Consider the following 24,239-nt stretch of genomic DNA (forward strand, 5'->3'; position numbering starts at 1 on the left):
CGTCCGCTGGATGGGCGTTTTTCGCTATAGGTTGTTGATCATGTTCGAAACACTATTAGGCGCATTGGGGCTGTCTGCATTCAGCTTGCAAGGCTTCGGCCCACTGCTGCTCGAAGGCGCCTGGATGACCGTCAAGCTGTCCCTATCCTCCCTGGCACTTAGCGTATTGCTCGGGCTGATTGGGGCCGGCGCCAAACTTTCCAGCCTCAAGCTGCTGCGCTTGCCGGCGCAGCTCTACACCACGCTGATTCGTGGGGTGCCCGATCTGGTTCTGATGCTGTTGATTTTCTACAGCCTGCAAACTTGGCTGACGGTCATCACGGTGGGGTTGGGCTGGGAGTACATCGAAATCAATCCCTTCGTCGCAGGAATCATCACCCTTGGGTTTATCTACGGGGCCTATTTCACCGAAACCTTCCGCGGCGCCATGCTGGCAGTACCCCGTGGCCAGGTTGAAGCCGCTACCGCCTATGGGTTAAGTCGCGCTCAGCGTTTTCGCTTCGTGGTGTTCCCGCAAATGATGCGGTTCGCCTTGCCGGGTCTTGGCAATAACTGGATGGTGATTCTCAAAGCCACCGCATTGGTGTCGATCATCGGTCTGGCTGATTTGGTAAAGGCTGCCCAGGACGCAGGAAAAAGCACCTATCAATTGTTCTTTTTCCTGGTGCTGGCTGCACTGACCTACCTGCTCATCACCAGTGTTTCCAATTTCGCCCTGCGCTGCCTGGAAAAACACTACGCCGCGGGTTCACGGGAGGCGGTGCGATGATCGAACTACTGCAGGAGTACTGGAGGTCATTTGTCTACAGCGATGGCCAGCAAATTACCGGTCTGGCCATGACGTTGTGGTTGCTCAGTGCATCGCTCTTCATCGGCTTTATCGTGTCGATTCCATTGTCCATCGCTCGTGTCTCGCCCAGGTTTTACGTGCGCTGGCCGGTGCAGTTCTACACCTACCTGTTCAGGGGCACACCGCTCTATATCCAGCTGCTGATCTGCTACACCGGGATCTATAGCCTGGCCGCAATACGTGCTCAGCCTGTGTTGGATGCATTCTTTCGCGATGCGATGAACTGCACCATTCTTGCCTTCGCGCTGAACACCTGCGCCTACACCACGGAGATATTTGCCGGGGCCATTCGCAACATCGCCCATGGCGAGGTCGAGGCTGCAAAAGCGTATGGCCTCTCTGGATGGAAGCTCTACGCGTTTGTGATTATGCCGTCAGCCTTGCGTCGCTCGCTGCCGTACTACAGCAACGAAGTGATCTTGATGCTGCACTCGACCACGGTGGCATTCACAGCCACGGTTCCGGACATTCTCAAAGTCGCGCGTGACGCTAACTCTGCGACCTTCTTGACCTTTCAATCGTTTGGGATTGCGGCACTGATTTACCTGGCGGTGACCTTTGCGCTGGTCGGCCTGTTCCGAATTGCCGAGCGTCACTGGCTGGCTTTTCTTGGTCCGACTCACTGAACCCAGTATCGACACTGCTGCTCCCAATCCGCATTAGAGGATGATTGCGAACATGTACAAATTGACTGTTGACGGGCTACACAAAAGTTACGGTAGCCATGAAGTACTCAAGGGCGTTTCCCTGCAAGCCAAAACAGGCGACGTGATCTGCCTGATCGGCGCCAGTGGTTCGGGTAAGAGTACTTTCCTGCGTTGCATTAATTTTCTCGAAACGCCCAACGACGGTGCCATGAGTCTGGATGGTAAACCGATCCGCATGGTTAAAAACCATATGGGGCTGCATGTGGCCGATGACCGTGAACTGCAACGATTGCGCACTCGCCTGGCCATGGTGTTCCAGCACTTCAACCTGTGGGGCCACATGACCGTGTTGGACAACATCACCATTGCACCGCGGCGGGTGCTGGGTGTCAGTAAAACAGATGCGGAAGATCGTGCCCGGCGATACCTGGAAAAGGTGGGGCTGCCGGCCCGTGTTGCCGATCAATTCCCTGCGTTTCTTTCCGGAGGCCAACAGCAGCGGGTAGCGATCGCACGGGCTCTGGCCATGGAACCTGAAGTCATGCTGTTCGACGAACCTACATCGGCACTCGACCCTGAAGTGGTAGGCGAAGTGCTGAAAGTCATCCAAGGGCTCGCTGAAGAAGGTCGGACCATGATCATGGTGACCCATGAAATGGGTTTTGCCCGCAAGGTCTCGAACCAACTGCTGTTTCTTCATCAAGGCCTTGTCGAAGAGCAGGGCGGGCCAGAAATTCTGGATAACCCGAGCAGCGAGCGTCTGCAGCAATTTCTGTCCAATGGACTGAAGTGAAAAACCTTTTATATGAGTACTGGAAGTAAAGCCCTGAGGACTTTTGATACTTTGGGGCGTATCGACGAGGCAATCATTGATGTGCTGCGCCAAAACGGGCGCATCACTTACAAAAAGCTTGCCTCACTTGTGCACTTGAGTCAGAGCCCTTGCCAGCAGCGTGTACGTAAGTTGGAAAGGCTAGGGGTCATTCGTGGCTACGGTGCTTTCATCGACGAGAAAAGGCTCTCACCTGGTTTATCTCTGCTGGTGCTGGTTGGATTGTCCGAGGGCAAGGGGCTCAGCGCGCAAAAGGCGTTTGAAGCTGTAGTCGGTGCTTGCCCGCAGATCATTGAGTGTCAGCTCATCAGTGGTGCGCTTGATTACTCTTTGCGCATGCGTTGCCGGGATATGGAGCATTTCCGCTCACTCACTGAACGCTGGTTGGACAGTACTGAACTGCATATCGAGAAACTGGCAGCCTATCCAGAGTTGGCAGTCATCAAGCACTCATCGACGCACCTTGGTATCGAATAACTACTACAACACTCCCTGCCTTCGGATAAATCATGATGATTGCCAACCTGAAGTTCAGCCATAAGGTACTGCTTGCGGCATCGCTCGTCGTTGTTGCATCGTTTTCGCTCTTTACGCTGTACAACGATTCGATCCAGCGCAAAACCATCCGCACGAACCTTGAAAACCATCTTGAAGAAATGAGCAATATCACGGCCGCAAGCGTTCAATCCTGGCTCTCGGGACGGATACTGCTGGTTGATCATGTTGCCCAGACAGTTGCCAACGATCCTGTACCCGAAACCGTCACGCGGCTGCTGGAGCAGAGGTCATTGCTATCGACGTTTACCTTCACTTATCTAGGCAGTCGTGACGGTAGTTTCGCCATTCGACCGAAGGACGATTTACCCGCTGACTACGACCCGCGGACCCGGCCCTGGTATACGGACGCGATGACTGCTGGGGGAACCACATTGACTGAGCCCTATCTAGACGTCACTACCGGCCAGTTGATGATGACGATTGCGACGCCGGTCAGCCATGACGGCCAGACGCTTGGGGTGGTGGGAGGGGACCTGACACTGGATACATTGGCAAAGATCGTCAGCTCACTCGATCTGGGCGGGATTGGTTATGCCTTTTTGGTCAGCGCGGACGGCAAGGTTTTGGTCCACCCGGACAAACAGTTGGTGACGAAACAATTGAGTGATATCTACCCTCGAAATACACCGACTCTCAGTGCCCATATCAGTGAGACTGAGCAGGAGGGGAATCCTCGGATTTTGATGTTCTCTCCGATCAAGGGGCTGCCTTCGGTAAATTGGTATATAGGTTTGTCCATCGACAAAAACAAAGGCTACGAAACGCTTGGAGACTTCCGTGCATCCGCCATTTTGGCCACGGTTATTGCAGTGTTCGTCACGCTGCTTCTACTGGGCGTTCTTATTCGCGTACTGATGCAGCCCTTAAGACTGATGGGCAAAGCTATGCGTGATATTGCCCAGGGGGAGGGTGACCTTACCCGTCGGCTGAGTGTGCACTCAAAGGATGAGTTCGGCGAGTTGGCTCACGACTTCAACCTTTTCGTGGAGCGCATCCAACACTCAATACGTGAGGTGTCTTCTGCCACCGAACAGGTCAATGAGGTGGCCAAGCGAGTGATGCAGACCTCCAGCTCCTCCATGACAAACTCAGACGATCAGGCCAATCGTACCAACAGCATTGCAGCCGCGATTAATGAGCTGGGGGCGGCGGCTCAGGAAATTGCGTGCAATGCAGGCGATGCCTCACTCCAAGCGTCGGATGCCCGTCTTCAGGCCGAGGGCGGCCGTCAGGTGGTGACGCAGACGATCGATGCCATGAACGGGTTATCAGGAAAAATCCGAGTGTCGTGCAGCAACATTGAGGCGCTCAATGGCAAGACAGAGAACATCGGACGCATCCTTGAAGTGATCAAGGGCATTTCCGAACAGACCAATCTTCTGGCGCTCAATGCCGCCATCGAAGCTGCGCGGGCGGGCGAGGCTGGTCGTGGTTTTGCCGTAGTAGCCGATGAGGTTCGTAGCCTGGCGTACCGCACTCAGACGTCAGCCCAGGAAATCCACACGATGATTGAAGAGCTTCAGGTGGGCGCCCGTGAGGCGGTATCCACTATGAACGAGAGTGAGCGCTACAGTCAGGACGGCGTGATTATCGCGAACCAGGCAGGTGAGCGACTGGGCAGTGTCACTCAACGCATCGGCGACATTGACGGCATCAATCAGTCGGTGGCGACCGCAACTGAAGAGCAGACAGCGGTCATTGATTCGTTAAACGTTGACATCACCAAGATCAAAACCCTCAACCAGGAAGGCGTGGAAAATCTCCAGGCTACCTTGCTTGCCTGTGACGAGCTTGAGCGACAAGCCTCGCGACTCAAGCAGTTGGTGGATGGTTTTCGAACTTAGGACGTAGCACGGCGCACTCCAGACAAACCGCGAGCGATGTCATGGAATCAAGCGCGTGAGAACAGTAGTTTTATACCCGCGGCGCCGAAAACTAACCCCAGGGTGCCTTCGATCCATCGACGTGCCCGACGATAACCTCGAATCATCGGTGCAGTGGAGAAGACGATCGCATAGCTGCAGAAGATAGTGACGCTCAGTACGGCGCAGCCAGCCAGGATAATCACAACTGTTTCAGGCGTCGCGTGTGGCCCCAGCCCCAGGGTCATGGTTGCGATCCAACCCAGCAGCGCCTTCGGGTTTGTGAGGTGCATAAGCAGGCCGCGCCGGTAAAGGCCAAAGCCCGAAACGGTTGGTGCGGCAGCCAGTTCTTTTTGAAGGCGCTCGTCAGAGTTGAGGGCGGAGCGGCCAGCTTTGATGGCGAGGAAAAGCAGGTAAATCCCTCCGACTATTTTTAGGGCGAAGAGCGCCTGCGCGTATTGGGCCAGAATGGCTGATACGCCCGTGGCGGCCATCGATCCCCAGAAAAAAGAACCACTGATTACACCTGCTGCCAGCATAAGCGCAGGTTTTCTGCCCTGGTGCATGGCGACGCCCATGATGCGCATGTTGCTGGGGCCAGGACTTGCTGCTCCCACGATGTAGGCGGTGAATACAAGCAGGAGGTGGTGGAGATCAAATGACATTTGCAGCCCCTTGACGATACATGCCAGTCAGCAGATTAAGTGTTTGTAGCGTGCACGTCATTCCGTCAGTTGCCTAAATCTCAGCCACTCGCCGCTAGTGTCTTCTTGGGTCCTCGATGTAGGGGGCATCCTTTTCAGCGTTTGCCCCCAATAACGCCCCCAAAAAAAGGCGCTGGAGTAGCGCGGGTCATTGATCGGCAGCAGTGGACTTTTCGGTGACGCTAAATCCAGCTAACGCACCTTGAAAAAATAGGCGCCAGTCCCCCTTCAAAGACTCTCAGGGTCGCCAAAAAACATCTGAATCCGTGACCGCAACCAACGCTCACCCGGGTCATTATCCTGCGACCCACGCCAAGCCATATGCAACTCAAAACTACGCACCGGCAACGGCGGATCCTCCGCCCGAACGCCACCGGCTGCGGTCAACGCTTCAGCTGTGTAATCAGGCACTGTCGCGACAATATCAGTGCCACTGATCAGCGTACTGAGCCCATTAAACTGCGGCACCGCCAGCACCACATGCCGTTTGCGCCCGAGTTTTTCCAGCTCTTCATCTATAAAACCGCTCAGGTCGCCCGCGAACGAAACCAAGGCATGAGGGCGGGCGCAGAAATCATCCAGGCTCAACGGCCCCGGCACCGTGTCGGCCCGCAACAATTTCGGCATGCTACGGCGCAGCACTTTGCGCTTGGCGTTGGCCGGCAGGTCGGCGGTGTAGCTGACGCCGATGGAAATCTCGCCCGAAGCCAGCAGGCTCGGCATCAGAATGTAGTTGGCCCGACGCACCACCAGCACGATCCCCGGCGATTCCGCGCGCAAACGCTTGAGCAGCATCGGCAGTAGCGCGAATTCAACATCATCCGACAGGCCGATGCGGAACACCGCAGTGCTGGTCGCCGGATCGAATTCCGCCGCACGACTGACTGCGGTGGAAATCGAATCCAGGGCCGGCGAGAGCAGGGCGAAGATTTCCACCGCCCGGGCGGAAGGCTCCATGCTGCGGCCGGTACGCACGAACAACGGGTCATCGAACAGCCCGCGCAGGCGCGAGAGTGCCGCACTGATGGCCGGCTGGCCGAGGAACAATTTCTCCGCAGCACGGGTCACACTGCGTTCATGCATCAGTGTTTCGAAAACGATCAACAGGTTCAGGTCGACACGACGCAGGTCATTACGATTCATCTGGAGTCCTGGCAGAGTCAGCAAACTTGACGTGAGCGGCCATATGGGAACAATGGCCGGCATGAATCTTACGGGGAAAGACTGGTACTCTGCACAGGGTAATTCAGTTTTTTCTGAAAGGCTGCTTCGGTTTTTACGGCATTTGATGATGTCGCCGTCGCTGCGGAATCAATGACAGGCATGTCGACTATTAATAGCCACTGATGGTCTTGGGTAGAAAGCCCAGATAGAGTTCAGGGCATTAGAGGTTACTTTGACGAGGTTTGCGATGTCCCGCACGATCCGTTTTCACAAGTTTGGTCCAGCCGAGGTGCTCAAATGCGAAGAGCATGCGGCCGCTCTGCCTGCGCCGGGCGAAGTGCAGGTACGCGTCGAAGCGATTGGCATCAGCTGGTACGACATTCTCTGGCGCCAGAACCTGGCCTCGTCCCATGCTCGTCTGCCTTCTGGCCTGGGTCATGAAATGGCTGGTGTGGTCACTATGGTCGGCGAAGGCGTCGATGATTTGGCCGTTGGTGACAAGGTCGCCAGCTTCCCGGCCGAGAGCCCCAACGACTACCCTGTTTACGGCGAACAGATCGTTCTGCCACGCACGGCACTGACTCGTTACCCGGACGTGCTCAGCCCGATCGAAGCCAGCGTGCACTACACGCCGCTATTGATCGCTTATTTTGCCTACGCTGACCTGGCGCGTGTCAAACCCGGGCAATTTGCGCTGGTGACCGACGCCAGCCACTGCGCTGGGCCATCGTTTGTACAACTGGGCAAAGCCCTCGGTGTGCGAGTGATCGCTGCGACCAAAACCGCGGATGAGCGTGAGTACCTGCTGTCCCTGGGCGCCGAGAAAGTCATCGTCACCGAAGAACAGGATCTGCTGATGCAGATCAACAAAATCACCGATAACCGCGGCGTCGATGTGGTGTTCGATGGCCTTGGCGGGCCGCAGATGTCACTGCTCGGCGATGTGCTTGCACCTCGCGGCAGTCTGGTGCTCTATGGCCTGCAAGGGGGTAATCAGACGCCATTTCCGGCCTGTGCGGCATTCCAGAAGAACATTCAGTTCTTCGTACACTGCATCGGTAACTTCACCGGCAAGCCGGAGCTGGGCATCATCCAGGATCAGGCCGCACTGCAACGTGCCCTGCGCGATATCAACCAGTTGACCGCAGATCGTGTGCTGTTGCCACTCAAGACCCGGGTATTCCCGTTTTCCGAGTTTGTCGAAGCCCACCGCTATATGGACGAATGCCCATGCCGCGAACGGGTCGCCCTTCAGGTCGAGCCTGCGTAAGCCCTTCCTCTGCAAGAGTCCGTGAGAGCACGGACTCTTCTGCTGATAGTCACTCCAAAATCAGACGTTCCATCGATCTGTCGGTGGGCCGGTTCAGCAACTGAACTGGTTTTTGCTCTCAATCTGTATCTTCTAATCATTATATAAGCCCTGATAATTGAATGATTAATTTCATCTCAAGGAAAGAGTCATGGCCGACTATCAGGCTGAAACTCCTCAATGCGCACCTGCAATATATGCTCAACAAATAATGCAGCGTCGCTCAGTTGTCTTACATTCATTGGCAACTTCTTTCTTTATTTCTTGTGCTAAGTGTCTGTGGGACGCTGTCGGAAATTTCCTAGGAAAGCGAGTGGGAGCACAGAGAGCCCATTCTGCTGGGCGTTGCGGCGACCTTGATCTCCTTGGGGTACCCGCAACATCCAATCATTTCAAATAATTACACAATGCTTAAGTGCTAGCATTTGAACAACAGCCCCGGCACTCCATTCATGACAGATACCTGTTGCGCAATACACCTCGTTGTTTGCGTGGCATTGAACTTATGAGTTACAGGTAAATAATGATGACCGCTACCCATGATCAGGCAATGAACTATGTTTATCAGCAAATGCTGCAGCGTTTGCTGGGTTTTTTCTCTCGCGCCGAGCGCACGGCATTGCAATTGATGATTCAGCGTCTGGTGATGTCCGCAGGAGGTATGGAGCGTATTGGCGATTACAAGGTGCTGGCGATGCAGTCAGGGTCCCGCGACAACTGCTACACGCTGGCGCTACTGCGCGCCGCGCAACTGAGTATCGCCGGCCGGGCACCGGCGACGTTTCAGCTGCGAGTGGCGACCTTGCGCTTGAACGGTGTGGCCTCGACGGCCATGGAAAACATCCATCGCAGCTACAGTGCGTTGTTTCTCTACGACGATCCCCGGGTCGAAGTGCTGATGGTCGATAACCGTGAAGTCCTGCCGTTCAACCATCTGGCGTCGATCTCCGAAGCCGGTCGCGAGTCGAATCGGCTCAACCTGCTGATGGTCGGGCACCGTCGAGCCTGGAACGGGCCGCTTGATCTGTGGGATGACGGGTACCTGGCGACCGGCGAGTTTTGCGGACAAATCGCCCGCTGGGACCAAGGTGTCGATGCACTGGTCAGCAGCGATACGCCCCGTCGTCAGAAGCAGTTTATCGAGGGATTGAACCGTGCGGCGGCCAAGGCCGGGCTCAATGCACCAGACCATCATGAAACGGGCTACGAGGGCCTGTTCGCACGGCTCGATGAATTGGGCAGCGATTGCTACCGCGAGTTTTATCCTGCGTCTGCCCTGGCGGCGTGGCGTCCCGCCGATCGTTTTGAAGCGTGTCGCCGCACGACCTTTATCGATGTTCACGACATGCTGGTCAGCAATCTGGAAGAGCGCTGGCCATTGCTCACCGATTTTCTCGGGTTTCAACCTGACGAGTTGTCGGATCAGCTCAGTGATAACGACTACGTCAGCCTGTCGATATCAGCGCACCTTCGTGGCTTGCAAGCGTGCTTTGTACACGGTCGCACCTACGAGACGGGTGTCAGCGAGTACCTGCAGCGGGCGCTGGTGATGATGCGTCGTAAACACGTTCCAGAGCGCTTTTGCGAACAGGCAATGGAGACCTTCGGCAACCCGGTAACAATAACCGACCAGCGCGCATTGGCATCGGCTGAAGCACAAAAGAGCCTCGGTTTGAGCGAGGCTCAACTGGTGTGTCTGCTGTTCGCCCCTTTTGTCGATAATGGCGCGGCCCTTGAGCATTTTCTTCGACAGTGCCATCCCGGCATGCTCGTGGCATTGCCAGACTTGCACCGGGCAATGCAGGGCGGTCCGGCACCCGAGCAGGTTCTGCAGTGGATGGTCGATGTCAGCGGGTTGTCGGTGAGTCTGATCGGCACGCTTTACCGCATGACCCCGGTGGTTCGGGATGAGGGCAGGGGGAGCGGCACGGAAAGCGGCGACGCGGGTATGCATGCTGAAGTCATGCAGCCTGACGGTGAAACGAGTGTGGCCGGCGAATGGTCGACGGGGCGGTGAAAGTGCCAGGTTTGACGGATCCGGCAAGGATGCGTCACGACGTTCGTAGCCTGTTCGGCCATTACCCATGAAAGGACCACGAGATACCGATTTTGCGTACCAGGCGGTGTACCGTTACCTGACAAACCTGATCAATGAGCCGGGCAGTCACGTGCAAGTGCGCCTGCCTTCATTGCGACAGTTGGCGCACCGCCTGAGTGTGTCGATCTCGACCATTCAGTACGCCTATTCGCTGTTGGAGAAGGAAGGGCGCGTCTATTCGGTGGCCAAATCCGGCTACTACGCCGTACCCGTATCCTCAATAGGCATACCCGGCCGCGGCAAGGACTTGCTCGAAACGGTTTATGTCAACGCCAGACGTCCCGGCATGCTGGTGCTGAGCGCTGATGAACCGGCGTTATTACAACCGCTGGATAGCCCGTTGCTGTTGCTGGAGAGAGAACTGCTGCGCCAGTACCCACGCCAGCCACAACCGTCTTCACAACCCTGCGGCGAGCTGGAGCTGCGCACAGCCCTGGCGGCGCGCTACACCACTTCGCCGACACGTTGCTGGCATGCCGATGATGTCTATATCGGCGCCGACCTGCGGGGAGTCCTGGAAATATTGATCGCCGCTCTTGGTCTCAAAGACGCCGTGATGGTGGTCGAATCACCGTGCGACTGGGGCATTCTGCGTCTGCTCCAGGATGCGGACGTGCGGGTGATCGAGCTGCCGTTGCAAGCCGATGGTGGTTTGGATCTGGAGCAGTTGAAGGAACTGCTTGAGGCCGAGCAAGTGCGACTGGTGATGCTTTCATCGGGGCTGAACATGCCACGAGGCAGTGTGGCGCCTGACAGCAACAGGCAATCCGCCGCACAGCTGCTGAAACGACATGGCAGTTGGGTACTGGAAAACGATTGCTATGGCGAGCTTGAGTTCGAGCCGAACGGCCTGCGATTTCGCGATCTGCTGGACCCGGATCGGCTGATCGTGTTTTCCACATTCGAAAAATTCATCGGGTCGGAGGCGCCCTTTGGCTATCTGCTGTCGCGACAACTGCGTGCCAGATTGCAGCGGCACTTTCTGCTGCGCGCTTTCCGTTTATCGTTGATTCGTCAGAAAGCCATTGCGCGGCTGTACAGCAACGGGCGCATCGACCAGCACCTGTTGGTATTGCGTCGACTGCTCAAGGAACGCATGGTGCAGATGACACAGCTGCTTGAGGATCGCCTGCCCGATGCGCTGCACTTCGTTGAACCCCAAGGCGGGGCGACGATCTGGATCCGCTCGTTGCGTCAGGTCAATGTGCATCGAGTGTTCGAGCGTTTACTAAAGCAGCATGTGGTGATTGCGCCGGGGGAGCTTTTCAGCCTGCAAGGCCTGCACGGCCAGCATTTGCGCCTGAGTCACACCTTCGGTGGTCACCACGACCTCGCCGACGCACTGGGATTTTTGGGGGATGCCTTGCGCCTGGAATCGATCGACTGAGTCGAGGCGCAAACCCTCCTCGGTACCTGACAATTGATAACGTCGCGCCAGGAGCAAACTGTCAGTAAACTGCGTTCTATTCCCGAACCACTCTCTCTCAGAGGTTTTGCATGACACTCAGTCCTTTTGCGGGCAAACCGGCACCGGCAGAACTGTTGGTCGACATCCCGCGACTGGTAACGGCCTATTACACCGGCCAGCCCGATGCAGCCATTTCTACCCAGCGCGTCGCCTTTGGCACGTCCGGACACCGAGGTAGCTCGTTCGATCTGAGTTTCAACGAATGGCACGTTCTGGCCATCAGCCAGGCGATCTGCCTGTACCGCGAAGCCCAGGGCATTGACGGTCCATTGTTCGTCGGGATCGACACCCACGCGCTGTCCACGCCGGCCGGTGCCAGCGCCCTGGAAGTCCTGGCGGCAAACGGTGTGACGGTGATGATCGCCGAAGGCGACGAGTACACGCCGACGCCGGCCATTTCCCACGCAATTCTTTGCTACAACCGTGGGCGTACTTCGGGCCTGGCAGACGGCATCGTCATCACCCCGTCTCACAACCCGCCACAAAGTGGTGGCTACAAGTACAACCCTACCAACGGCGGCCCGGCCGATACCCACATCACCAAGTGGATCGAAGCCAAGGCCAACGAGCTGCTGGCGGCCAAACTCGCCGGCGTCAAACGCATCAGCTATGAGCAGGCCCTGAAGGCCAGCACCACCCATCGTCACGATTACCTCAACACCTATGTCGCTGACCTGATCAACGTGATCGACTTCGACGCCATCCGCGATGCGAAGCTGCGTCTGGGCGTCGATCCGCTGGGCGGAGCAGGGGTGCGCTACTGGTCGGCGATTGCCGAGCACTATCGCCTGGACCTGGAGGTGGTGAATAAACAGGTTGATGCGACGTTCCGTTTCATGACCGTCGATTGGGACGGGCAGATCCGTATGGACCCATCGTCCAGTCACGCCATGCAAGGTCTGATCGGTCTGAAAGAGCGTTTCGACGTGGCCTTTGCCTGTGACCCGGACCACGACCGCCATGGCATCGTGACCCCGTCCGGTGGTTTGCTGGCACCCAACAACTACCTTGCAGTGTCGATTGATTACCTGTTCCAGAACCGTCCGCAGTGGCGTGCCGATGCGGCTGTGGGTAAAACCGTGGTCAGCAGCGGCTTGATTGATCGCGTCGCCAAACGCCTGGGCCGCCGTCTGTACGAAGTGCCGGTTGGCTTCAAATGGTTTGCCGACGGCCTGTTCGACGGTTCCCTCGGTTTTGGTGGCGAAGAAAGTGCCGGCGCGTCGTTCCTGCGCAAGGATGGCAGTGTCTGGTGCACTGACAAGGATGGCTTGATTCCGGCATTGCTGGCCGCCGAAATGACTGCCCGCACGGGCCGTGACCCAAGTCAGGCTTATCGCACATTGACCGATGAGCTGGGCGAACCCTTCTCGGTACGGGTCGATGCCAAGGCCAACCCTGAGCAAAAAGCGCTGCTGAGCAAATTGTCGCCAGACCAGGTCACCTCGACTCAACTGGCGGGCGAAGCGATCCAGAGCATCCTCAGTCATGCACCGGGCAACGACCAGGCCATTGGCGGTCTGAAAGTCATGACCGAGAACGGTTGGTTCGCGGCGCGTCCGTCGGGCACTGAAGATATCTACAAGATCTACGCGGAAAGCTTTGTCAGTGACGATCACCTGAAGCAGTTGGTGGCGCAAGCCCAGACACTCGTGGATAGCGCAATTTCCGCGAAGTGATTGAGGGCCCTGTGGCGAGGGGGCTTGCCCCCGTTGGGTTGCGAAGCGGCCCCAGAATTTCGAAATTACCGTAGATTTTGCGAGTGCTACGCACTCGAACGGGGGCAAGCCCCCTCGCCACAATGGACATACACATAAAAAAAGGGGCAACCATCAACGGTCGCCCCTTTTTTTGTCGCGCATTTACCCCATCAAGCCACATCCACCAACACAATCTCACTGTCCTCAATCGCGGTCACGCGCAACACCTGCTCATCGACAATCGCAACACCGTCTCGAGCTTGTGCACGCAAGCCATTGACTTCAATGACCCCAGTGGCTGGAACCAGATAAGCCCGACGACCGCTGTCCAGGTGATACTCCGCGGATTCACCGGCCTTCAGGTTCGCCGCCACCAGACGCGCATCGGCGCGGATGTGCAGGCTTTGATCGTCGCCGGCCTTGCCGCTGGCCAGGGTCACGAAACCTTCGCGCTCGCCTTTGGGGAACGGCTTGGCACCCCACGATGGGGCCGAACCGGCTTCGTTGGGGATGATCCAGATCTGAAAGATCCGGGTCTCGGTCGCTTCCAGGTTGTACTCACTGTGAGCGATCCCGGTGCCGGCGCTCATGACCTGAACGTCGCCCGCTTCGGTGCGGCCTTTGTTGCCGAGGTTGTCCTGGTGGGTAATCGCGCCTTCACGAACGTAGGTGATGATTTCCATGTCCCGGTGCGGGTGTTGCGGGAACCCGGTGCCGGGGGCAATCACATCATCGTTCCACACCCGCAGGTTGCCCCAGTTCATGCGTTTGGGGTCGTGGTACTCGGCGAACGAAAAGTGGTGATGGGCATCCAACCAGCCATGATGTGCGCCGCCCAGCGAGTTGAAGGGTCTGAGTTCAAGCATGATCGTCTCCTGAAAAGGTTCGTCATGGGGCAGAACGCCTGAGCCACAAACGAGAACCGGTGGTTGATGGCGAGCATCATCTATCAGGCAATCATCGATAAAAAGCGTAAAAAATGCCTCAATACAATCGAATTAATTGATATCAAATAACCTCGAAACATTCTCATCCAGCCTTCACTTCATCGCATAAGCCAATGACCTGTAAGCATTTCACTAGAACTCAACGGCAAATGCAGACACCATAGCCCTCAACAGCCTCACACCCTGGAGTCCGTCAGCGTGCCGCAACACACCCCCGATCTTCCTCCCGAACTTCGCCCCTTGGCCGAGATGCCTTTGTTCAAGCGCCTGGCTGCCCGGCTCTTTGGCCATGGCCTTACCCGTCTGCGCGCGCAACACCGTGCGTCCTGGCTGCACGGCCAAGCCGACGGTTTTCGCAGCGGTCATAGCGCCGGGGTGGATTACGGCTATAAGGAAGGCAAACTCGAGGGGCTGGAGGAAGGTCGGCAGGTTCTGTTGATTCGCGACTCGCGCTCGACCGAGCATCGACCGCCCAACGTGGATGACAATCTGTTCGACGATTGGCGCCTGCCATTGAGTGCTGAGCTGAAGAAGCGCATGAAGGCCGACGTGGCGCGACTGCTGCCAGCGCACGCCCAGCCGAGCGCTGCCCAGTGGAAGATGATTTTCAGCGACACACCGTCGACCTCGGTGATCGCCGGGGCGGGCGCGGGCAAATCGACCACCCTGGTGCTGCGAATTCTGCTGCTCAGCCATTATCTCGGGTTTGAGCTGAGCTCGATGACTGTGGTGACCTTTACCCGCGAATCGCGCAAGGACTTCATCAACAAACTGATCGAACTGTTTGCACTGTGGGGCCGGGGAATCAGCCTTAAAGAAGCGCGCGATCTGGTGCGCACTTTCCACTCGCGCATCCTGCCGATGGTCCGCAGCCTGCCGGGTTTCGAGCGGCTGCAAGCGTTCGAAAACCTAAGTCACCGCGTGCAAGGCGGCGATGAGGAGGTCGACAGCAACCCCTTCGACCTGCGCATCAACGACGCCCAGCGCCAACAACTCAACGCCTGTTATCACAGCTTGCACACACGCGATGAGCGTTTCCGCGAGTTGATCAAGCCTTTGTCTCGTCATGCCTTGCAGCTCAAGGAGCTGGAGCGTGATCACCCGGACGTGCAGAAACGCATGGCGGTGACTGAACTCGCTGCCAAGCGCGATGAAGAACTGTGCGACACCCTTGAAGACTTGTGGTTTCGCGCCGGGGCTTGGCCAATCAAGGGCATCGAACCGAATCGTCAGACCTTCGACATCAACGGCTCGACCTTTCATTGCCACGGCTACATTCCGACGCTGGATGCCTGGGTGGTGCTGGGGTTCGATCCTCGGGAAAACCCTCAGGTCAGCCGGCCGCATGCCAAACTTTCGGTACGCGCAGAGTGGGCGGTAAAGCGCACGCTGTTTCAAGCTTTCTGTCGTAAGCCTTTGATATGGCTTGATAGTTATGAATCTTCAAAACGTGTTTTGGCATCCCTTGCCGGCGACGCCAGCGCCGGGCCGGGCTTCGATTACAAGGTCAAGGGCGAGCTCGGCTCCGCGCCGTTGCTGGACTGTTTTGTCGCGGCGGCCGGGTTTATTGAAAACCTCGGCCTGGATGTGCCGAATGCTGTGGGCCAGATGAGTTTCGCCAAGGATGACCCGGACCGATTCTTCTTCGAGGCGTTGAGCCTGTTCTGGCGAGCGCTGGAAGATCATCTGCTGGATCAATCCCCACCGGTGATGACCTACAACCGGATGTTCGCCTTGTTCAGCGAGCATTCACCGGAGAATCTCAAGCTGCTGAGCGATGAGCTACTCAGGCCAATGTCGCACTTGATGATTGACGAGTTTCAGGATGTATCACCGCAGATCGTTTCGTGGATTCGCGCCAGCCTGGCGGAGATCCGCAGTCGCGGACCGGCCATGCATGTAGGGCGCGGCGCGCAGCGTTCGTCATTGCTCTGTGTCGGTGATGACTGGCAGTCCATCTATGGCTGGCGCGGCAGCTCGCCGACGTACTTCATGGAGTTCAACAAGGAATTCCCGTCGCCGAGCACGACCAAAGTGATGCTCAGCGACAATTACCGTAGCCATCAGCACATCATCGACGCGGCGGAGCATATTGTCCGCGCGGCACCAGCGATCGCCGGCAAGAAGGCCAAGGCCAGCGGCGAACCAAAGGTATTGCTGCCGGTGAATGTGCTCGATCGGGATGACCAGGGCTTGGCCCAGCGCCTGATCGAGCACTACAGAAAGGGCGATTCAATCTTGATGCTTTATCGAAAAAGCAGCGATAAGTCATTGATAGAAGAGCATATTAAGACTGTAGTTAATGTGGAATCTAGCTTGCCGTATGAGGCTCGACGGCTAAAACAACTGACCTATCACAGCGCTAAGGGCCTACAGGCCGATGCGGTTTTTCTGCTGGGCGATTGCCAGCATCTGACCAGTTCACCCTACAAGAACCAGGTCTATCGCATGGCCGGACTCGGCAAGGCTGGCGACAGCGAGCCTTACGACAGTGCACAGAAAGACGAGATCTTGCGACTGGCCTACGTGGGCATCACCCGGGCAGTGAGCCATTGCTACTGGTATGTCGATGGTCAGGATACCTCGGCTGCGAATATGCCCAAGGCCTCCGATCGGATAGGTAAGGGCAAGGTGTTCTTTGCCGATCATCGTCAGGGAAAAGTGCCGGCCTGACTTTCAAGAGAGTCTTGAGCAGAGAACCTGTGGCGAGGGAGCTTGCTCCCGCTTGAGTGCGCAGCACTCATAAAAAATCGGCAATGGTCCTCAGATTTTTGGGGCCGCTACGCAGCCCAACGCGAGCAAGCTCGCTCGCCACAGAGACGCGACCGACTGGCCGCGAAAAGTTGCGAGGGGCGCGATCCCGGCCTATGGTCCAAGCGAGGCTTTGACTGCGACTGACGCGCTCGACTGGCTTCAGGTCGCTGTCCATCCAGTGCGCAAATCCGTAGCGAGGTGACGACATGCCGAACAACTCCCGTCCCGCCGTGCTCGAACTGATCGGCAATACGCCGCTGGTGCGTATCAGCCGCTTCGATACCGGCCCATGCACACTGTTTCTCAAACTCGAATCACAGAACCCCGGCGGCTCGATCAAGGACCGCATCGGCCTGGCAATGATTGACGCCGCCGAGCGCGATGGCCGCCTGAGACCCGGTGGCACCATCGTCGAGGCCACCGCCGGCAACACCGGTCTGGGCCTGGCCCTGGTCGGCCGGGCCAAGGGTTATCGGGTGGTATTGGTGGTGCCGGACAAGATGTCCACCGAGAAGGTGCTGCACCTCAAGGCGATGGGCGCCGAAGTACACATCACCCGCTCCGATGTCGGCAAAGGCCATCCCGATTATTACCAGGACGTCGCTGCGCGATTGACGAAGGACATTCCCGACGCATTCTTCGCCGATCAGTTCAACAACCCGGCCAACCCGCTGGCCCATGAGTGCAGTACCGCGCCGGAGATCTGGGCGCAGACCCAGCATGATGTGGATGCCATCGTCGTCGGCGTCGGTTCGGCCGGCACACTGACCGGCCTGACCCGTTTCTTTCAGCGCGTACAACCGAATCTGGAAATGGTGCTGGCCGATCCGGTCGGCTCGGTGATGGCCGAATACAGTCGCAGCGGCACCCTCGGTACGCCCGGTTCCTGGGCGGTGGAGGGCATTGGCGAAGATTTCATTCCGTCGATTGCCGATCTGTCCAGCGTGCGTAAGGCTTATTCGATCAGCGATGAGGAAAGCTTCGATCATGCCCGCCAATTGCTGCGCGCCGAAGGGATTCTTGGCGGTTCTTCGACCGGCACGTTACTGGCGGCGGCGCTGCGTTACTGCCGCGAACAAACCGAGCCGAAGCGGGTGGTCAGTTTCGTCTGCGACACCGGCACCCGCTACCTGTCGAAGGTCTATAACGACCAGTGGATGAACGACCAAGGGCTGCTTGCGCGCAAACGCTACGGCGATTTGCGTGACCTGATCGCGCGGCGCTTCGAGGATGGCCGGGTGGTCAGCGTGGGGCCGGACGACACCTTGCTCACGGCGTTCCAGCGCATGCGCCTGGCGGATGTATCGCAACTGCCGGTGCTGGTGGATGGGCAGCGGCTGGTAGGGGTCATCGACGAGTCCGACATTCTGTTTGGCGTGCACGAAGACGCTACGCACTTTCGCATGACCGTGACCAGCGCCATGACGGACAAGCTCGAAACCCTGCCTCCCGGCGCCAGTCTTGCTGAGCTGGAGGCGGTGCTCGATCGTGGGTTGGTGGCGATCATCGCCGACACTTCGGGCTTCCACGGCCTGATTACTCGCGTCGACATGCTCAACCACTTGCGGAGATCCCTTGCATGAGTCAGCACGATGAAACGGCTAAACCACCTGCCTTCAACACCCGTGTGATCCATGCCGGACAGACACCGGACCCTTCCACCGGGGCGCTGATGCCGCCGATTTACGCCAACTCCACCTATCTGCAACAGAGTCCGGGTGTGCACAAGGGGTTCGACTACGGGCGTTCGCACAATCCGACGCGCTTTGCGTTGGAGCGTTGCGTGGCGGATCTCGAGGGCGGTACTCGGGCCTTCGCTTTCGCTTCCGGGCTGGCGGCGATCGCTAACGTCCTCGAACTGCTCGATGCTGGCGCCCATATCGTCTCAGGCAATGACTTGTACGGCGGTACTTTCCGGCTGTTCGACAAGGTGCGCCGGCGCAGTGCCGGGCATCGTTTCAGCTTCGTCGATCTGACTGACCTGGCGGCCTTCGAAGCGGCACTTGAGGATGACACGCGGATGGTCTGGGTCGAGACGCCGAGCAATCCTTTGCTGAGCCTCACTGACCTCGCCGCCGTCGCGCGCACCTGTCGCGAGCGAGGCATCATTTGTGTGGCCGACAATACGTTCGCCAGCCCATGGATACAGCGCCCGCTGGAGTTGGGTTTCGATATCGTGCTGCACTCGACGACCAAATACCTGAACGGTCACTCCGACGTGATCGGCGGTATCGCGGTGGTCGGGCAAAACGCAGAGCTGGCCGAGCGCCTGGGTTTTCTGCAGAACGCGGTGGGGGCTATCGCCGGGCCGTTCGACGCTTTTCTCACATTACGCGGCGTGAAGACCCTGGCGCTGCGCATGGAGCGCCACTGCAGCAACGCGCTGGAGCTGGCGCAATGGCTGGAGCGTCAGCCGCAGGTGGCGCGCGTTTACTATCCGGGCCTGCCATCGCACCCACAGCACGAACTGGCGCGGCGGCAGATGCGAGGATTCGGCGGCATGATTTCCCTCGACCTGAACAGTGACCTGGCGGGTGCCAAGCGTTTCCTTGAGAGTGTGCGAATTTTCGCCCTGGCTGAGAGCCTGGGCGGGGTGGAAAGCCTGATCGAGCACCCGGCGATCATGACCCATGCCAGCATCCCCGTCGAAACCCGGGCACAACTCGGCATCGGCGATGCGCTGGTGCGTTTGTCAGTGGGGGTTGAGGATGTCGAAGACCTGCGCGCTGATCTGGCTCAGGCCCTGATGCGGATCGGTTAAACGCAATCAATGTGGGAGCAGGCTCGTGTGGCGAGGGGGCTTGCCTGTGGCGAGGGGGCTTGCCCCCGTTGGGACGCGTAGCGGCCCCAAAAAAAACCACCACGTCTCTTCAGGTAAAACGCATCAACCGATTTTGCGACTGCTTCGCTGCCGAACGGGGGCAAGCCCCCTCGCCACAGGCAAGCTCTCTAGCCACAGGCCGCTCCCACAGGTTTTGTGGGACGCCGACCATCAGGCATAACTCCTGAGAGCCTCCGGCGGAATGAACGCCTCCAGCTCATCTTCAACAGCTTCAATGATTCGTTCTACATCCGCCGCATTCATGACCGTTGCGCAAGGAATGCCGGCAATGGCGATCATGGTTTCGCCACTGGCGCGGTCGAACAGCCGGGCAACCATACTGCCCGGCGCATCCATGGTCGCTTCGAAACCCATGGGATGAAAATGCCAGCGCATCAGCTGGCAGGCATTTGGAAAAGTGACTTTGCTGAAGGAACCTTTATTCATGTGTTGCCCACCTTAATCATCGAGCGCTTCCTTTAGCTCATGCCAGGAGGGAAGAACCTTCAATGGCTCAACCGGTTGACTGTCTTTAAAAGTAGCACCCGGATGTGAAAGTCATGTGGAATTTTTCAGTCCGTTTAGCGATTGGTTCATTTTTTTTTGACGCAGATCATGAGACACCGATTTTGTGGCGAAAGGCCAATATTGTCGGGGCATTCCACGGGGTCATTGAAGCCCGGCGAGAACTTCGGCAAGCTCGGTTTTTTCTCATTGAGTCCCTTATGCACGCCGATGATGATGGTCCGTTGCAAACCCAGGCCACGGGCGAGACAGTCATGCGTTACCACCTGCGCTGGAAACACCGGGATCTGGACGGCGTCATGGCGCTTTATCACCCGGACATTCAGTACAACGACTTTTTCCAGAACCGCGTGATGGGGCTGGATGAGTTACGCGAGTATGTGCGCGACAGCATGCCGCGCGATCCGGATGAAGCCCTGGAGCATTCGGACCGTATTCGCCTGGACGGCAACACGGCGTTTATTCAATACCGCATCACGCTTCGCGGCGGTGAAGGGTTGGTGTCGTTTCGGGCCAGCGAGGCCATTACCGTACGTGAGGGGCTGATCTGGCGGGTCAATGAATACGCCTCGCTCGTGCACGAACAAGCGTCCAGCAAAGCCGCCCGCAACTTGCGCCCGGCGGTCAGCCGACTCGGGCTGTCACCGCGGCAGCTGAGTTTCATGGCCGAGGATTTGCAACAGTATTTCCAGCGCCAGCAACCCTACCTGGATCCTGAACTCGACCTGCAACGGGTGGCGAAGGAGTGCGGGTACAGCCGCAATCAGATTTCCTACCTGCTGAATCAGGTGCTCGGCCAAAGCTTCTACCGTTACGTCAATCAAGCGCGGTTGCAGCATTTGCTTGCGGCACTGGACACCGTTACGCCGCCATTGCGCATCGACGAACTGGCCTTCGCGGCTGGCTTCAATTCGTTGTCGGCGTTTTACAGCTGTTTTCGCCGCCACACCGGCCTGTCGCCCAAGGCTTACGCCAAACAAATTTCTTTGCGTGCACGCGCGCAAGACAATCCATGAGCCCACGCACTAGGATCGACGCCATCGAAGTTTTGAGTGGCGGAGTCTTGCATGTCAGCGTGGCGCACGATCAGTTTGTGGATGGATCAACTCGACGAGCCATTGCTGGCGCGCCCGGCGTTGGAGCAGGATCTGGACGTCGACGTGGCCATCATTGGCGCCGGGTACACCGGGCTCTGGACAGCGTACTACCTCAAACGCCTGGCGCCGGAGCTGGACATTGCCATCGTCGAAGCCCAAACCGCCGGTTTTGGTGCTTCGGGCCGTAACGGCGGTTGGCTGATGGGCAACCTGCTGGGCGAAGATCGCTTGCTCGCCGATTTACCGGCCGAACGGCGCCGCGCCTCTTTCGAACTGCTGCACGGCATCCCTGATGAAGTAGCGATCGTGCTCGAACGAGAAGGCATCGACTGCGATTATCGCAAAGGCGGGGTGCTTTACTGTGCTGCGCGCTATCCAGAGCAGGAAGCCAGCCTGCGCCATTATCTGGACACGCTCTACCGCCAGGGGTTGACCGAAAGCGACTACCGTTGGCTCAGTCCTGAGCAATTGGCACAACAGATCAGAATTGCCAAACCTTATGGCGGTATCTATGCACCGCACGTCGCAACCCTTCACCCGGCAAAGTTGGTCCGGGGGCTGGCACGGACGGTGGAGCGCATGGGGGTCAACATTTATGAGAACAGCCCGGTCACTCAATGGCAGTCGGGCAGTTTGCGCACGGCCAAGGCTCAGGTTCGCAGCCGCTGGATCGTGCCGGCGGTAGAAGGGTATGCAGCCACATTGCCACCGTTGGACCGTTATCAGTTGCCGGTCCAGAGTTTGCTGGTGGCGACCGAACCACTGTCCGCCGCGAGCTGGAACGAAATCGGCCTCAGCCACGGTCAGGCCTTTAGTGAAAGCAGCCGACAAGTCACCTATGGCCAGCGTACGGCGGATAACCGCTTGGTGTTCGGTGCCCGTGGTGGCTATCAATTTGCTGGCAAGTTGCGCCATGACTTCGACCTGACCGCCAGTGAAGTGGAGTTGCGGCGCTACCTGTTCAGCGAACTTTTTCCGCAACTGAAGAACGTGCGAATTACCCATGCCTGGGGCGGCAACCTGGGCATGTCCCGGCGCTTCAAGCCGCACATGCTCTGTGATCAGGCCAGCGGCATCGCCTTGTCTGGCGGTTATGGCGGGGAGGGCGTCGGTGCCAGCAACCTCGGCGGGCGGACGCTGGCCGACCTGATTCTTCAGCGCGACACCGAGTTGGTCCGCCAGCCGTGGGTCATTCCTCAGGGCGGTCTCGACGCGCTCAAAGCCTGGGAACCGGAGCCCTGCCGCTGGTTGGGCTACAACGCGATCATCCGCAGCTTCGTCCACGAAGACCAGACCCTGGCCAACCCGACTACCGCGCCCTGGCGTCGAAAACTGGCCAGTCGGGTCGCGGGGTTCATGGAAGGTTTCATGCACTGAACGGCATTTTTCTCAATCGACAGGTACTCCGATGCCAATCACTCACTTCAAGAACACCGCAACCCTGACGCTGGAAGAGTCGACTCCGGTCGCCGTGCCATTGGGCGCGCCCGTGGCGGTGGCCTCGACCACCAGTGTCGAACGCGACGATGGTGTCGAAACCGGCATCTGGGAATGCACGCCCGGCCGCTGGCGCCGGCAGATCGTTGCCCAGGAATTCTGTCACTTCATTCAGGGCCGCTGCACCTTCACCCCGGACGACGGTGAAACCCTCTACATAGAAGCCGGCGATGCACTGATGTTGCCAGCCAACAGCCTCGGCATCTGGGACATCCAGGAAACCGTGCGCAAGACCTACGTTTTGATTTTTTGATCCTCTGATTGCCTGCCAACAACAACTCATACAGGAATCGACTCATGATCCGAAAGACACTGACGCTTGCTCCACTGGCGCTCGTCGCGACCTTCAGCCAGGCCGCCGAGACTGTCAAAATCTACAACTGGTCGGACTACATCGCCCCGGACACCACCAAGAACTTCCAGAAAGAAACCGGTATCGCCTTCAGTTACGACGTCTTCGACAGCAACGAAACCCTTGATGGCAAGTTGATGACCGGCACATCCGGGTATGACGTGGTGTTCCCGTCCAACCACTTCATGGCCCGACAGATTGAGGGCGGGGCTCTGAAAAAACTCGACAAGAGTCAGTTGCCCAACTGGAAAAACCTCAACCCGGTGCTGCTCAAGACGTTGCAGGCCAATGACCCGGGCAACGAGCATGGCTTCCCGTATTTGTGGGGCAGCACCGGCATCGGCTACAACGTTGCCAAGGTCAAGGCCGTGTTGGGCGACAACGCACCGGTGGACTCCTGGGACCTGATCTTCAAACCCGAGAACATGGCAAAGCTGCAAAAGTGCGGCGTCGCCATTCTCGACAACGGCCCCGAACTGTTGCCGGCGGCGTTGAACTACTTGGGGCTGCCACATCACAGCAAGAAGCCCGAGGACTATAAAAAGGCAGAAGCGCTGCTGATGAAAGTCCGGCCCTATGTCAGCTATTTCCACTCATCCAAATACACCAGCGACCTGGCCAACGGTGACATCTGCGTGGCCGTCGGCTTCTCTGGCGACATTATCCAAGCGGAAAACCGCGCCAAGGAAGCCAGGAATGGTGTCGACATTGGCTATTCAATCCCCAAGGAAGGCGCCGCCATCTGGTTCGACATGGTCGCCATGCCCGCCGGCGCTCCGGACGAGAAGGCCGGCTACGCCTTCATGAACTACCTGCTGCGCCCCGACGTCATGGCCGGCATCAGTAACTATGTGCACTACGCCAACGGCAACGAACAGGCCGACAGCCTGATCGACCCGGCCATCAAGAGCGACACCAAGGTTTATCCGAGCCCGGAGATGATGGGGAAATTGTTTGCGCTGGAGGCGATGCCGCTGAACATTGACCGGGTGCGGACGCGGGTGTGGAACAAGATCAGGACCGGTAGCTAAACGGAGAGGAACCTGTGGCGAGGGAG

Annotated in this window: 20 protein-coding genes and 1 pseudogene; 17 read left to right on the forward strand and 4 right to left on the reverse strand. The window is 57.9% G+C overall.

Annotated features, from left to right (window positions below; all coding sequences use genetic code 11):
* Nucleotides 1-40 precede the first annotated feature (40 nt).
* From PMI18_RS24815 to PMI18_RS31840, 6 genes and pseudogenes are all read left to right on the forward strand, one after another.
* Nucleotides 41-769, forward strand: coding sequence for an ABC transporter permease (locus tag PMI18_RS24815; RefSeq protein WP_007896173.1), 729 nt, complete (start codon nt 41-43; stop codon nt 767-769).
* A complete protein-coding gene (locus tag PMI18_RS24810) occupies nt 766-1,476 on the forward strand; it encodes an ABC transporter permease (protein ID WP_007896174.1) in 711 nt (236 codons plus the stop codon). Before PMI18_RS24815 ends, PMI18_RS24810 begins: the two co-directional genes overlap by 4 nt.
* A 52-nt stretch (nt 1,477-1,528) precedes the next feature.
* On the forward strand, nt 1,529-2,290 hold the full coding sequence (locus tag PMI18_RS24805; RefSeq protein WP_007896175.1) for an ABC transporter ATP-binding protein: 762 nt from the start codon (nt 1,529-1,531) through the stop codon (nt 2,288-2,290).
* 12 nt (nt 2,291-2,302) lie between these two features.
* Nucleotides 2,303-2,806: an Lrp/AsnC family transcriptional regulator gene (locus PMI18_RS24800; protein ID WP_050548135.1), complete on the forward strand. Its 504-nt coding sequence runs from the start codon at nt 2,303-2,305 to the stop codon at nt 2,804-2,806.
* 35 nt (nt 2,807-2,841) lie between these two features.
* Nucleotides 2,842-3,873 (forward strand): annotated as a pseudogene (locus tag PMI18_RS31835) (cache domain-containing protein); the annotation flags it as partial.
* A gap of 93 nt (nt 3,874-3,966) precedes the next feature.
* Nucleotides 3,967-4,731, forward strand: coding sequence for a methyl-accepting chemotaxis protein (locus tag PMI18_RS31840; protein ID WP_443200862.1), 765 nt, complete (start codon nt 3,967-3,969; stop codon nt 4,729-4,731).
* Nucleotides 4,732-4,778: 47 nt separating this feature from the next.
* Here PMI18_RS31840 and PMI18_RS24790 read toward each other — a convergent pair whose 3' ends face one another.
* Entirely contained in the window at nt 4,779-5,414 is a 636-nt protein-coding gene (locus tag PMI18_RS24790) for a LysE family translocator (RefSeq protein WP_007896186.1), read from the reverse strand.
* 267 nt (nt 5,415-5,681) lie between these two features.
* Nucleotides 5,682-6,596, reverse strand: a complete 915-nt coding sequence (locus tag PMI18_RS24785) for a LysR family transcriptional regulator (protein WP_007896187.1) — start codon at nt 6,594-6,596, stop codon at nt 5,682-5,684.
* Between the two features lie 268 nt (nt 6,597-6,864).
* Between PMI18_RS24785 and PMI18_RS24780 the strand changes: the two genes are divergently transcribed.
* The 4 genes from PMI18_RS24780 to pgm all read left to right on the forward strand — a co-directional run bounded on the left by PMI18_RS24780 (nt 6,865) and on the right by pgm (nt 13,168).
* Complete coding sequence (locus PMI18_RS24780) at nt 6,865-7,887, forward strand: zinc-dependent alcohol dehydrogenase family protein (RefSeq protein ID WP_007896188.1); 1,023 nt, start codon at nt 6,865-6,867, stop codon at nt 7,885-7,887.
* A 565-nt stretch (nt 7,888-8,452) separates the two neighbouring features.
* Nucleotides 8,453-9,943 (forward strand): hypothetical protein, encoded by a 1,491-nt coding sequence (locus PMI18_RS24775; protein ID WP_033035871.1) that lies wholly within the window; start codon nt 8,453-8,455, stop codon nt 9,941-9,943.
* Between the two features lie 67 nt (nt 9,944-10,010).
* Entirely contained in the window at nt 10,011-11,411 is a 1,401-nt protein-coding gene (locus PMI18_RS24770; RefSeq protein ID WP_007896191.1) for an aminotransferase-like domain-containing protein, read from the forward strand.
* 110 nt (nt 11,412-11,521) lie between these two features.
* Nucleotides 11,522-13,168 carry a phosphoglucomutase (alpha-D-glucose-1,6-bisphosphate-dependent) gene (gene pgm, locus PMI18_RS24765; protein WP_007896192.1) on the forward strand — a complete coding sequence of 549 codons (1,647 nt, stop codon included), beginning with the start codon at nt 11,522-11,524 and terminating at the stop codon, nt 13,166-13,168.
* Nucleotides 13,169-13,359: 191 nt separating this feature from the next.
* On the opposite strand, the gene PMI18_RS24760 is transcribed toward pgm, so the two are convergent.
* A complete protein-coding gene (locus tag PMI18_RS24760; protein WP_007896194.1) occupies nt 13,360-14,055 on the reverse strand; it encodes a pirin family protein in 696 nt (231 codons plus the stop codon).
* Between the two features lie 279 nt (nt 14,056-14,334).
* Here PMI18_RS24760 and PMI18_RS24755 point away from each other — a divergent pair, with 279 nt between their 5' ends.
* The 3 genes from PMI18_RS24755 (at nt 14,335) to PMI18_RS24745 (ending at nt 19,651) form a co-directional block, all read left to right on the forward strand.
* Nucleotides 14,335-16,809: a UvrD-helicase domain-containing protein gene (locus PMI18_RS24755; protein WP_007896195.1), complete on the forward strand. Its 2,475-nt coding sequence runs from the start codon at nt 14,335-14,337 to the stop codon at nt 16,807-16,809.
* Nucleotides 16,810-17,096: 287 nt separating this feature from the next.
* Nucleotides 17,097-18,473: a pyridoxal-phosphate dependent enzyme gene (locus PMI18_RS24750; RefSeq protein WP_007896196.1), complete on the forward strand. Its 1,377-nt coding sequence runs from the start codon at nt 17,097-17,099 to the stop codon at nt 18,471-18,473.
* Entirely contained in the window at nt 18,470-19,651 is a 1,182-nt protein-coding gene (locus PMI18_RS24745) for a cystathionine gamma-synthase (protein WP_007896198.1), read from the forward strand. The genes PMI18_RS24750 and PMI18_RS24745 overlap by 4 nt, the downstream gene beginning before the upstream one ends.
* 231 nt (nt 19,652-19,882) lie before the next feature.
* On the opposite strand, the gene PMI18_RS24740 is transcribed toward PMI18_RS24745, so the two are convergent.
* Nucleotides 19,883-20,158, reverse strand: coding sequence for a DUF1652 domain-containing protein (locus PMI18_RS24740; RefSeq protein WP_007896200.1), 276 nt, complete (start codon nt 20,156-20,158; stop codon nt 19,883-19,885).
* A gap of 278 nt (nt 20,159-20,436) precedes the next feature.
* Here PMI18_RS24740 and PMI18_RS24735 point away from each other — a divergent pair, with 278 nt between their 5' ends.
* Genes PMI18_RS24735 through PMI18_RS24720 form a run of 4 tightly spaced genes read left to right on the forward strand, consistent with a single transcriptional unit; the run spans nt 20,437 to nt 24,213 of the window.
* A complete protein-coding gene (locus tag PMI18_RS24735; RefSeq protein WP_007896202.1) occupies nt 20,437-21,252 on the forward strand; it encodes a helix-turn-helix domain-containing protein in 816 nt (271 codons plus the stop codon).
* Between the two features lie 51 nt (nt 21,253-21,303).
* The gene (locus PMI18_RS24730) at nt 21,304-22,710 is read left to right on the forward strand and encodes an NAD(P)/FAD-dependent oxidoreductase (RefSeq protein WP_007896203.1); all 1,407 of its coding nucleotides are present in this window, start codon (nt 21,304-21,306) and stop codon (nt 22,708-22,710) included.
* A 31-nt stretch (nt 22,711-22,741) separates the two neighbouring features.
* A complete protein-coding gene (locus PMI18_RS24725; RefSeq protein ID WP_007896204.1) occupies nt 22,742-23,083 on the forward strand; it encodes a cupin domain-containing protein in 342 nt (113 codons plus the stop codon).
* Between the two features lie 44 nt (nt 23,084-23,127).
* A complete protein-coding gene (locus PMI18_RS24720) occupies nt 23,128-24,213 on the forward strand; it encodes a polyamine ABC transporter substrate-binding protein (RefSeq protein ID WP_007896205.1) in 1,086 nt (361 codons plus the stop codon).
* Nucleotides 24,214-24,239: the final 26 nt, after the last annotated feature.

The organism is Pseudomonas sp. GM102 (assembly GCF_000282555.1).
In the GTDB taxonomy this organism is placed as follows: domain Bacteria; phylum Pseudomonadota; class Gammaproteobacteria; order Pseudomonadales; family Pseudomonadaceae; genus Aquipseudomonas.